Annotated in this window: 13 protein-coding genes and 1 tRNA gene; 7 read left to right on the top strand and 7 right to left on the bottom strand. The window is 35.1% G+C overall.

The window, feature by feature from the left end; translation table 11 throughout:
- Nucleotides 1-384 (top strand): hypothetical protein (locus ABX784_RS12295; RefSeq protein ID WP_372655346.1); only part of this gene is annotated, 384 nt, incomplete at its 5' end.
- 80 nt (nt 385-464) lie between these two features.
- Here ABX784_RS12295 and ABX784_RS12300 read toward each other — a convergent pair.
- Nucleotides 465-541, bottom strand: a tRNA-Arg gene (locus ABX784_RS12300).
- Between the two features lie 146 nt (nt 542-687).
- Here ABX784_RS12300 and ABX784_RS12305 point away from each other — a divergent pair.
- From ABX784_RS12305 to ABX784_RS12330, 6 genes are all read left to right on the top strand, one after another.
- A complete protein-coding gene (locus ABX784_RS12305) occupies nt 688-2028 on the top strand; it encodes an FAD-binding oxidoreductase (protein ID WP_372655347.1) in 1341 nt (446 codons plus the stop codon).
- Entirely contained in the window at nt 2025-2981 is a 957-nt protein-coding gene (gene rsgA, locus ABX784_RS12310) for a ribosome small subunit-dependent GTPase A (RefSeq protein ID WP_372655348.1), read from the top strand. Before ABX784_RS12305 ends, rsgA begins: the two co-directional genes overlap by 4 nt.
- A gap of 104 nt (nt 2982-3085) precedes the next feature.
- Nucleotides 3086-3544: a PilZ domain-containing protein gene (locus ABX784_RS12315; RefSeq protein ID WP_372655349.1), complete on the top strand. Its 459-nt coding sequence runs from the start codon at nt 3086-3088 to the stop codon at nt 3542-3544.
- 72 nt (nt 3545-3616) lie between these two features.
- Nucleotides 3617-4948, top strand: a complete 1332-nt coding sequence (locus ABX784_RS12320) for a hypothetical protein (protein WP_372655350.1) — start codon at nt 3617-3619, stop codon at nt 4946-4948.
- Nucleotide 4949: 1 nt separating this feature from the next.
- On the top strand, nt 4950-5702 hold the full coding sequence (locus tag ABX784_RS12325) for a hypothetical protein (RefSeq protein WP_372655351.1): 753 nt from the start codon (nt 4950-4952) through the stop codon (nt 5700-5702).
- Nucleotides 5703-5716: 14 nt separating this feature from the next.
- Complete coding sequence (locus tag ABX784_RS12330; RefSeq protein ID WP_372655352.1) at nt 5717-6253, top strand: peptidylprolyl isomerase; 537 nt, start codon at nt 5717-5719, stop codon at nt 6251-6253.
- A 33-nt stretch (nt 6254-6286) separates the two neighbouring features.
- Here the strand turns inward: ABX784_RS12330 and recJ are convergent, their stop codons facing one another.
- The 6 genes from recJ to ABX784_RS12360 form a co-directional block, all read right to left on the bottom strand.
- Nucleotides 6287-8026, bottom strand: coding sequence for a single-stranded-DNA-specific exonuclease RecJ (gene recJ / locus ABX784_RS12335; protein WP_372655353.1), 1740 nt, complete (start codon nt 8024-8026; stop codon nt 6287-6289).
- 107 nt (nt 8027-8133) lie between these two features.
- Nucleotides 8134-8382, bottom strand: a complete 249-nt coding sequence (locus ABX784_RS12340; protein WP_372655354.1) for a hypothetical protein — start codon at nt 8380-8382, stop codon at nt 8134-8136.
- Nucleotides 8383-8590: 208 nt separating this feature from the next.
- The gene (locus ABX784_RS12345; RefSeq protein WP_372655355.1) at nt 8591-10078 is read right to left on the bottom strand and encodes a hypothetical protein; all 1488 of its coding nucleotides are present in this window, start codon (nt 10076-10078) and stop codon (nt 8591-8593) included.
- A 200-nt stretch (nt 10079-10278) separates the two neighbouring features.
- A complete protein-coding gene (locus tag ABX784_RS12350) occupies nt 10279-11103 on the bottom strand; it encodes a hypothetical protein (protein WP_372655356.1) in 825 nt (274 codons plus the stop codon).
- 185 nt (nt 11104-11288) lie between these two features.
- Nucleotides 11289-11597, bottom strand: coding sequence for a hypothetical protein (locus ABX784_RS12355; RefSeq protein WP_372655357.1), 309 nt, complete (start codon nt 11595-11597; stop codon nt 11289-11291).
- Between the two features lie 88 nt (nt 11598-11685).
- A partial coding sequence (locus ABX784_RS12360) for a hypothetical protein (protein WP_372655358.1) occupies nt 11686-11877 on the bottom strand: 192 nt, incomplete at its 5' end.

The raw sequence follows: 11877 nt of genomic DNA on the forward strand, positions 1-11877 counted from the left end.
AAGCTTAGAAAGAATACTCAAGCTGTTTTAAGTGGATCTGGAAAGTCAGCAGCTGATGTTTTGGCAGCAATTGGTCCAGTTGGAAATAACGAGAGTGAAGAGAAGAAAGTTGCTGCGGCTGCACCTGCTGAAAACTCTAAACTTAAAATGACTTCTGGTTCTTCAAAGAAAGTTAATGGTGGATTTAGATTAGATTTAGAAAATGAAGGGTCAAACGATGGTCTTAACGCTGATGAAGTTCTTGCCAATAAAAATGCTGCTGATGCTATGAATGGTGAAGCTCAAGATGATATCGTAGCTAATAAAGATGTCTCAATCTTTAAAGTTATCTCTGTTCGTTACCTGAAGTCTGGCTTTAACAAACTACTCGAAGAAGATAAGTAATTAATAAATTTATATTTATAAATAATAGAAGAGTCAGCTTAGTGCTGGCTTTTTTATTGTAAATTTTTGGGGAAGTAAAATGGTGGTCCCGGCAGGATTCGAACCTGCGACCATTCCCTTAGAAGGGGAATGCTCTATCCAGCTGAGCTACGGAACCAATTAATTCGTTGGATTGGAGACCTAAATTAAGGTAAAAAGAGGTCGTTGTCAAGATACTTTGATATGTTAAATTACTAAAATACAAAGCTTGGCCTTTTTTATGTAAAATATACTGATAGATATGTAAATATTGCTAGAGAAATTATGAAACTAAATAAATTATCCCCTAAGACTATTGAAGAGCTTCAAGACTATATTTTGTTAAAAAGACCTTCTTTTTATCATAGTTCAAAGACTTCTACTGTTATTCCTTATGATCAGATAGAAGAGTGCTTAGAAAAGCTAAATGTTGCAGAGTTCTCTATGGTGAACTTGGCAGAGCTTCCTTCAAGTATGGAGCTTAGTGAAGATGGAGTTCTCCATGTAGAGGGTCCTGTCACATGGCAAGAAGCTAAGGCCTATTGTAACTCTAAGGGAAGAGATATAATGACTTCTCCAACTGAGGAGTTGGCCTGTATATTAGCTGGTTTTGCAACATCTGCTACAGGTGAGAGATGCTTTGGCTTTGGAACTCTAAGAGATCAAGTTGAGTCTCTTGAATACATCAATTCTAAGGGACAGATCGCGACTTTAGACGCCTCAAAGGCACTTGAAGCTGATAGTGAATTACTAAAATATCAAAAGAGCTATAGCGTCTATTGTTCCCTTAAAAATGCACCTTTTCCTAGAATCGAAAAGGAGACAGATCTTCTAACTGGTACTGAAGGTCAATTGGGGATTATTACTAGAGCGAGCTTCAAAACAACTATTTTAGAGGACAGATCATTTCTATTTATTAAACTTCCTAGATGGGAAGATGACTACTCTAAGCATATGGAGATATTTTCTAAGGTTCAGAGCTTTAGAAGTAGTATCTATTCATGCGAGCTACTGGATTCAAATTCAATGTCAGTTCTGCCTAGTGAGGAGAGAGTTATTGATGCTGGAGATTTGATCTTTTTAGAAATACAGTCGGAATCATTTGAGAGCGTTTATGAAGAGCTTATCTCTAAGTTTGAACTTATTGATGAGAATGAGATGTTTGAGATGCCTGCCGCCAAATGTCACAATTTAAGAATGAATGTTCCTCGTTATACTTTTGAGAGAAACTTTCGAATGGGTGTAGTCAAAAAAGGAACAGATATTCAAGTTCCACCTGAGAAATTTTCAGAATTACTCGATCTATATAGAGAATTGAGCTCAATAGGTATTGATTACAATCTCTTTGGCCACTTTGGAGATGCTCACTTGCATTTTAACTTCCTACCAGATAAGTCTAAGGTAGAAATTTGCCAAGAAAAGCTAGAAGAACTCTATTTGAAAGTTAAAGACCTTTCTGGATCTCCATTTGCTGAACACGGTATTGGATTAATAAAGCAGAAGTTTATTAAGAATTTCTTAGATGATGAGCACTATGCTGTGTTTGATAAATTAAAAAATGAGCATGATCCGGAGAATATATTTTTTCCACAAGGCTTTTTAAACTTAAATAGGAGTACCGATTGAGAGCTAGGATTTATAAATCTGATAAGCGTCAATTTGAATGTAAAGTCGAGTCGACTGGTGAGATGGTTAAAGCGAATGCTATTGGTAATCTTCTTAAGAAAGGTGAGACCTTAGTTGTTGGAGACTGGGTTGGGCTAGAAAGAATTTCAGAAACAAATGAACTCATGATCACTTCTCTTGAAGAGAGAGAGAGTGAAATATTTAGAATTATAGTTAGAGAGCAAAGAAAGAAAGTTACGGCCTCAAATTGTGACCTCTTGATCATATTAACTTCAGTATCAAAGCCAAAATTTAAACGTGGATTTATAGACCGCTTCCTTGCTAGGGCAAGTCAGTGGGGGATAAGACCTATTGTTGTTTTCAATAAGATGGATGAGTTTGATGATGACTTTGATATTAAATTTGAAGAGAAGAGATTAGAGCAGTTAGGTGCAAAGTGTTTTGAGGTATCAGCTCTTAAGCCAGATTATAAACCTCAATACCTTGAAAGAGGTTACGAGGAACTAAAAGAAGAGATCCACAATAGAACTTCAATCTTTCTTGGACAGTCAGGTGTTGGTAAGAGTGAAACTATCAATACTCTTTCAAATGGAAGTTATAAGCTTAAGACCAATGAAATTGCACGAGTTGGTAAAGGTTCACATACGACGACTTGGTCAGAGATCATTGATCTCGACGGCTTTTACACAATTGATTCTCCAGGTATCAGATCATTCTCTCTAGAAGACGTTGCTCCTGATGAGTTGATCAGCCTCTTTCCCGATCTCGAAGAAATTGCGTCTGATTGCAAATTTTCAAATTGTGAGCACCAAGAGGACTCTAAGGGTTGTGTCTTTTGGACAAAGTTTGCTCCAGACTCAGAAGAGGGGGAACTCGTCCATAGTCGATTGGATTCCTACCTTCGAATCTATGAAGAAGTCTCAGCGTTCCCTTTTTGGCAGCGAAAATATTGAGTACGTAAAAACAGTTGCTTAGCTATGTTTTGTGCTTTAAATATTTAAGTTTTTCAACTTCATTCCGATAAGTCTCTTGATGTAAAAATCTTTAGGAGACCTAAATGACAGATAAAGTATTGGATTTTGTAGAAAAAAGAAAAGAGAATGTAGAACAAAAGCGTAGAAACTTCGAAAGAATTCTATTTCAAAATTTTCTTGGAGCCTACTCGGTTATTGACCAGTCCGGAGTTATATATCCAATTGACCTCGTTGATATCTCTCATGAGGGGTGCTTATTCCAAATTCCTTGGGATGCTAATAGAGACACCAAATTTGCACAAGACACAGAGATTAGTATGAGAATGTACTTCACAGATCAAAGCTATGTGCCTGTTATTGTTAATGTAAAATATGGTAGAGAATATATTGGTAGAGACGGAAATACTTATATGCAGTATGGATGTGAATTTGATCAATCTCTACCTTCATTCAAAGCAATGCACAGCTTTATAGAGTTTATGTACTCGTTTGCTGAGCACTCAGCTATCGATAAAGGTGACCGAAAAGTTTATTTTAGATAAAAATCCGATATAAGGCCCCTTTCAAAGGGGCTTTTCTTTTAAGAATGTATCAATCGTGATAGAAAATCCCTTATGAAATTAGCTATATTAGGTAGTGGTCCTCTGGCCTTAGAGACTGCGCTACACTTTGATAAATTAGGTGCTCACGTTACTCTTTTCTCTAGAGGGGAGTTAGGTGGAATGGCAGCAAGGGTAAACTCATTTGCTAGTGAAACTTCTATGGAAGAGAGCTGGGGAGAATTGACTACGGAGCTTGGAAGAGAAGCTCTTGAGTTAAATGTTGATCTATCTGATATACCAAGTAATGACGAATATTTTAAGAACTACTTCTTGCCTCTAGTGGCAAGAGGAAGTCAGTCTGTAATCATTAAGCCTGGAAATGTAGAAAGGGTACACAAGCGCTTTCTTTCTCTTGAAGAAGAGGTTCCCGGTAAATCTAGACTGCAAGATCTTTTCAGAGTTGTATTTTCTACTGACCCTAAAAAGAGCATATTGAATCAAGTTGAATCAAATCCAGAATTATTTGAAAAACTTGGTGATGATGTCTTGGACTCTTTAAGTGAGTCGGTAGAGGCCTTTGAAGATTTTGATTTAATTATAAATGCAATGGGGACTTACTCAAAACCATCTCCAATGGGACCATCTGGTTCACATGCTTTAAACGAAGCTAGGCTTACTCCTAAAACAAATACTTACTATGGTAGGGAGTGCTTATCTCACTACAACGAAGTTACAAGTCACTCAAAGCATATTGTTATGGTTGGCTCAGGTCATCTTTCTGCTCTATTGTTATGTGAGCTAGATCTTTGGTTAGAAGAAGATGAAAAGAGAGTTGTCTCTCTTGTCACAACTGAAGATAGACCATTTGAAAACTTCCTAAAAAATCATAAAGAAAGCACTTTAGGTCTTATGATTACTGAAGTGATCAATAAGTATTTTGAAAAATTACAAATCTCTAGAAGAGAGTATGAGAAATCTCTCTTTGAGTGGAGAGGGCTAGAGCCTCATATTAAAGCTAAGAAAGCTGCACCAAAAGAGCCTACAAGTCAGTTGAATTTAATTACAGCAAGTAATGTGACTGCTCTTGATAAGCTACTTGATAGAGAAGGGCTATTTGTTACTTGTGAAACATCATCTTTTAGATCTTCAACTGAAGGCATGGAAGAGCAAATCTCTACAGTCTCTTGTGATGGGATCTTTGTATGTACAGGTCATGAAGCTGATACAAAGACTGCTAAGGGATTAAGAGTTAATTTTGAAAAGCGTGGTGAAGGTATTTCCCACTCTGAACCAGGCTACTTTACATTAAATGGTATCGAGTCAGGAAAGTCTTCTCTCTCAAGTGGATTGAAGAAAATCTCAAAAATTGAAACTGAGATCATGAACTTTTTTAGTAGAGCTTAATTTGAAATATATATTAATTTGTACACTATTAATTCTTACAAGTTGTTCTTCATATACTTTAAAAAATTATGAAAGAAGAAATGAAAGAGTTTATGAAAATGGAAATGGAGTCATTCAGTACTTCTTGGCCGATCTACCTAATTGGGCAAACTTTTCATCTGCGGGGAGTTGTCATAGAAACTATCCTGTTCGCTATTTAAATGTAAAAAACTTACGTGAAAGCTTTGCTCTTGATTATGAAGAGTCTATTCAATTTCAATTGATGTTTAATGAATTGTCTGAAGAGAGAAAGAAAGAGGCCTTAGCTAGCTATATTCCATTTAAAGATGAAGAGAAAATATTCTATACTGTTTTAGATAAGATAAAGGCAGGTATTAGAAACTTCACTAAACCTAAGTATAAAGTCGTTAATCTCATTTGGATTGATATTGCAATGGAAGGGAAGAAGTCCCTTGAGAGAGTAAGAAGAGCAATTCAAAGCGAATCTTTCGGCTCTGGTCACCCAGTCTTTGTCTCTCTGTGCATGAATAGAATTGAGATGAAGGAATATATTTCGAAAATGGGGTTAAAGATCACTGGAGCAAAGTATATGAGCTATGAGCTACTAAATCCTTATGATCAAAATAATAATCTAGTAGCAGTACCAATTATTGATTTAAATAAACTATTTAATAAAAACCAAAAAATACAACTCTTTCTTCCAAAAGATAGACCATTTGAGTTTAAGGGAAAAGTTAGAGTTAGAAAGTATTAATTAAGGAGAAAATTATGTTTGGAATGGGTTCAGTAAAGAAATCAGATTACAAAGAAGATCTTGAAAGAGTAAATGTACATTTTAAAACTAACTTAGGTGAGTTTGAAGCAGAGCTATATGCAAAAGAATGTCCTGAGACTGTATGGAACTTTGTTAACCTTATTGAAGGAAGACAAGAAACTAAGAAAGAAGGACCTTATTATGATGGTCTAATTTTTCATAGAGTAATCTCTGGATTCATGATTCAAGGTGGATGTCCAGACGGAACAGGAATGGGTGGACCAGGTTATAAATTTGGTGACGAGTGTACTCCAGAGCTTAAGCACGATAGCGAAGGTATCTTCTCTATGGCAAACGCAGGTCCAGGAACAAATGGTTCTCAATTCTTTATTACTTTAGGAGCAACTCCTCACTTAAATGGAAGACATACTGTATTTGGTAAAGTTACTAGCGGTATGGAAACTATTCATGCAATTGGAAATGCTTCTACTGGAGCAATGGATAGACCAGTAAATGATATCGTAATGGAAAGTGTTACAGTTAAAAGATAATAAAGTTAAGGCCCAAGAAATTGGGCCTATTTTCTAAGATTCGATTCTTTCAATCATGAGTTGAATATATTGATTACCTTTGAAGTGATTTACACCAAGAGTAAAATAAGCAGTTAGCTCTTCTTGGTTTCTTTCTTGAGCTTCATAAGTATCTTCAGGATGAGTGATTCCCCATTTACCAATATAGTTAAAGCTTATTCCTTTTAGTTTACACTTAGGATCTTTTATAGAGCTTAAGCTCCATCTTACATGCACGTCTTTTAAAAGGTCATAACTATCAAGTCTAAAGCCTCTCATTTTGAAAATTGGCTTTTGATTACCCATCCCAAAAGGCTCTAGCATTTCTAATTCTTTTAGAAGCTTTGGGTTTATCTCATGTGGCTCAATTTCAATATCAAAGTAGTTTTGGACTGTTCTTTGAATTGCGGGGAAAGATGCTATGGTAGATTGCATATTCTTTTTGAATATACTTAAGTTCTCAAGTGGCATTGAAAGCCCTGCTGCAGCTTTATGTCCTCCAAACTTTAAAAATAGATCAGAGTTCTCATCTAGACAGTTAAAGAGGTTTAAGTCTCCAGCACTTCTTGCTGATGCTTTGATAATTCCTTTTTGCTCAGAGTTTGTGAAAACAATGGCTGGAACTTTAAAAGTTTCAACTAGTTTTGAGGCAACAATTCCGATTACACCCTCATGCCAATCAGGAGAATAGACTATAGAAGCAACATGCTCAGATCCATCTAAGCTCTTAAGAACTTGTTCTTTTGCTGAATTGAAAACTTCTGCTTGAATAAACTTTCTTTCTTTATTACAGATCTCTAAGTGAGCAAAGTATTCAAAGGCCTTCTTGTCATCTTCTATCGTTAATAACTGTAGAGCTTTTTCTGGGTGATCAAGTCTTCCTTTTGAGTTTATCAAAGGGCCAATATTAAAAGATAACTTTTCAGAAGGAACAAAACCTCTCTGCCTTTCTTCTGGAGAAAAGAATGCTTTTATTCCATGATATTGAGTTGTTGGAATTTGTTTTAGTCCATGTCTTACAATTTTTAAGTTTGTAGGATTTAACTTAGCAAGATCACAAATTGTACCGATAGCAGCAAATTGTAAAAGAGGGTAGAGGCTTGGGATATTTCTTCCCTTTGCATTTAGATCTTCTCTAATTTGTACTGCTAGAGCAAAACCTACAGTCACTCCTGCAAGAGCTGTCAGTTCTGAATCAGCAGGCTCATCTCTTCTATTTGGATTAATGATAGCAAAGGCATCTGGCATTACATCTCTGGCATCTTTATGATGGTCAGTGATAATTAAATCAATACCAATTTCTTTAGCTCTGTCGGCCGCTTCATTATTTGTAATTCCACAATCTACTGTGATGACAACTTTGTATCCGTCTTCATGTGCTTTATCTATTGAAGGTGGATGAATTCCATAACCCTCAATAAAGCGACTTGGTTGTATTAGTCCAACTTCGACATCAATCATTTTGAAGAAGTGATGAAGAAGAGCACATGAAGTCGTCCCATCTACGTCGTAGTCTCCATAGATTGCTATTTTTTCACCTTTTTCAATGGCCTCTATGATTCTCTTAGATGAGATGTCTAAATCTTTCATTGAAGTAAGAGAAGGCATTGCCTTTAAATCCCAAGATAGAAATTCTGAGATCTCTTTTGGACCCATTTCTCGTTTATCAAAGATTCTTTGAATTACTGGGTGAAAGTTAGGGGTTACTTGTGGCTTTTGTTTATTCGAATGATGTGTTGTGTGTGTTGTTTCCATGATCAAATATTAACATATCGAATATGGAATGACTCGTTGTTAGGAGTGCGTTAAGAGGCTGAGTATTGGTTAAGTTAAAAGAAAAGGGCCTAATTAGGCCCATAATTTTACCAAATAACTTGGATACCTTTAATCATATCATCTTCATGTAGTTCATCTGAATTTAGAAATAAATTCTTAAATTCTGAAGATGTCTTAGCATGAACTTTTCCAAAGTAGTTTGTTGGAAGAAAAGACTTCTTACAAGAAGGACACTTGCTTGCTTCTTTTGCAGTTTCAAGTAGGTGACCACAACAATGGCATTTCTTAATAATTACTTTTTCAGTTACCTTTCTCGTTATGATTTCCTGTTTCATTTTTTACTCCTCATAAGTACTAACGTAGTAACATCAATCCGTGATATCTAATTAGGCCCTCATCCATTGAGTTGCTATATATCTAATCGTGAATATAAAAAAAATAATTAGTAAAAAGTGGAAAAAAGTGCCGGTGAAAAACACTCAACTTTAGAAACAAAAAAGGGACTAAATTAGTCCCCTTTTTTTATATCTGTAATACTTTTTATTAGAAAGTGAAGTAACCACTTGGATCTCTTGAAGACTCCGGGTTCATCATGTCACGAACTGAGAAGTCGTTATTTAATCCACTGTATGGAGTCGTTTGTTGGTAATAGTTATTTGTTACATACTGTGGTGCTGCGTATGGATCAGTCATTTTCATACCTGTTCCTGGAAATGTAAGTTGTGCTTGTTGTAGCTGCATTTGTTGTGCATATCCAGTTAGTGGATTTGTCAGTATATTTGGAGAGTAAGACATCTGTCCTTGAGACTGACTCATCATACTCGCAAACATTTGTGGAAGCCTCATAAAGTTTGCCATCATCATTTGAATTACAGAATCAAATTCTGTCTTTTCTTTTTGAAATGCTTTATTCTCTTTCTCTAGTTTTGCAATTCTTTCAACTCTTTCCTCTTTTTCTTTTTTGAGTTCTTTCATTGCTTCTTTTGATTCTCTAATTGCTTTTGTACTATCGTTTATTAAGGCTTGAAGCTCAGTAATCTTATCTGTATTCACTTTAATTTCTTCTTGCTGACAAGAGATTGTATTATCTTTTTCTAAGATGAATTCATTCTTCTCTTCTATCTGTGCATCTCTTTGAGAGATTGCTTCTTCTTTCATTGATATTTGCTCTTCTTGCATTTCTGAAATTAGAGATATCTCTAGCATTCTTTTATCTAGTTCTTCTTTTGCAAGTGATAAGTCACTATGGTCTTGCTCTAGAGAGAGGAGTGAAGTGTCTAGTTCTACAATTCTTTGATCTTTCTCAATAAGGTTATCGTTAAGCATTTCAATAGTAATATTGAGTCCACCGATACTTTCATTAAGTTTATCATTTGCTGATACAGATTCTGCTAGTGCTATATTTTTAGCATCAATTTGAGCAGATAAATCTTTAAGTGCAGTATTTAAATCTTTCGACTTTTTATTCTTATCTTCTAGGTTTGATCTAAGTTTTTTAATTTCTGAAGAATTTGATTTTCCTGAGTCTTCAAGTTTCGCAATTTGTTTAGATAGTTCTTTCTTAGCATCTTCAGCTTTTAAGACTTCTTTACCTAATCTATTATTTATATTTGTTAGATTATCAATTGCTTTTTTATGTTCTACTTGAAACTTTTTCATTTTTTCTTCAACTTCAGACTTTTCTCTTTTTACACGAGAGAGTGAGTTCTTTAGCTCTGTAATCTTGGCAACATTTCCGTAGCCAATTCCTTTTTGCATTTGAGCAGCTAGTTTAGTTTCAATCTCTACTAACTTCTTTGTTACCTTGATCATGTCACCATTGGCATTTTTCATCTCATGAGTAACTTCTTCCATTTTCACTTTCTGCTCTTGTATATATTTTGCAGATGCTACTTCAGCAAGAATTGGACTTTCTAGAGAAGCAACATATCTAGTGTTAGTAGGGTTCATATTCTTATAAACCTCGACTGCTCCAAAAGTTAAGCTAAACATACTTAGGGCCATCAGTGTATTTCTTATTGGCTTTTTCATACTATCTCTCCCAGATATATATATTAAAATTCTATTTTGTTTACATGTTTATATATACAAGAAGGGGGCCAATTCTTAAGTGAGGTAAAGGGTTGTTTTTACTCTTAGGGGGGTGTTTAAACTTTTGACAGTGTGTGAAATTTATTCAAAAGGGCCCAAGGTTTTTGCCTTGGGACCCTTTAGAAATAGGGGGAGAGATATTATTTAATACTAAAGCCTTCAGCCTCAATACTTGTTCTTGTAAAGGTTGGAATAAATGTTTGTCTATTCACATTATTGCTCAGAGGTTGCACTAGTTCGGCTCCTTCTGATCCAACATTCATCATTTCTTGAATTCCTGGAGTAATCCACGATCTATCATTATTAAATGACGAATAGTTGTTAAGGTTAAACATTGGTCGAGAGCTTAGAAATGAATTTGATCCAAACCTCATCATAGGCATTTGAAATGACGATTGAAAACCTTGTCCAAAAATCAGCCCCATCGATAGTATTTGCTGATATCTCGATGGTATTGTGGCAGTCTTTTTTTTCTTCCTATCTTTTGTTTCTTTCTCATCTTTATCTTCGTCTTTATCTTTCTTATCTACTTCAGCTATAACTTCTTCTTTGTCATCTAGTAATTCGCTGATTTGCTTTCTAAGTTCTGATATTTCATCTCTGTATTCACATACAGTTATATCTTTTTCTGGTTCGGTAACTTCTTCTTTCTTAGAGACTTTCTTTTCTTTAGTCTCTTCTTGTTCTACTTCTTCCTTAGACTCCTTAGGTTCTTTCTTATCTATTTCTTTACCTGCTTCTTTATCGACAGGTGGAGTTTCTCCTCTTGGATGAGGGGGTCTAGATCCTTTTTCTTCACCATCAATAGGACCTTTTGGAGCTTTATCTGGTCTATTGTCTGGACGCAGCTCTTGAGAGGCAATTGTTCTATAAGTTGCTTCATTAGTATTGTAGTTTTCTTCTAGTAAGTTTGGTGTGCTTAGCACGCAAAGTGCTGCAAAACCAAATAAGAGTGGCTTCTTCATTGTCTTCTCCCTATTTCTTAAAATGTAATATCTCTAAGATGGTTAATACAAATTCAATGCCAGAAAAAATATGTGCTAAGTGATTGATAGAATAATAAAACTATTTTTAAGGATGTATAAAAAAGAAAGAGGGTGTAAAAAGATTGAGCAAAAGAAAGGCCGTAAAGTTACGGCCGTTAAAAAAATTATTGAATGTTATTTATATTTTGCATTGATTGATTGAATGCATTTTGAATCTTCTTCATCATCTCAAGCTCTTGCTTATATCTTAGAGTTTCAATTTTCTTCTTAACCATAATCTCATTTCTTTTTTCAAGCTGTTCTCTAAAAAGCTTAAGTCTTTGAGCAGAAGTTAATTGCTTACCTTGAGTAGGTGCTGAGTATGTTCCGTCAATATCAATAGGCATGTCAAAATCAATATTAGATGACTCGTATTGAGCAAAAGATGTACTTGATAATAAAAGTGCAACTAAAACTAAAACCAATTTTTTCACTGCTAATCTCCATGTATTAATTTTTTCCATTTCTAGCCTCTCTGATGCGTAATGTAAAATTACATGAAGAAAATATAAACGCTTGGCGTTATAGGTTTGGAAAGTCAAAGAGGCATTGGTCGGAGAGAAGTTCATCTTCTACGATATAAGTGTCAGATTTTATAGACTTTTTGTAGCTCAAAACTTGCTTACTAAATGAAAAGTACTCGTTTCTAAAGCATGTCCCAAGATTGCATGCCCATGTTTGCTCACTCTTATATCCAATTTGAGCGTCACTTGT

This window comes from Halobacteriovorax sp., assembly GCF_041587335.1.
GTDB lineage: Bacteria > Bdellovibrionota > Bacteriovoracia > Bacteriovoracales > Bacteriovoracaceae > Halobacteriovorax.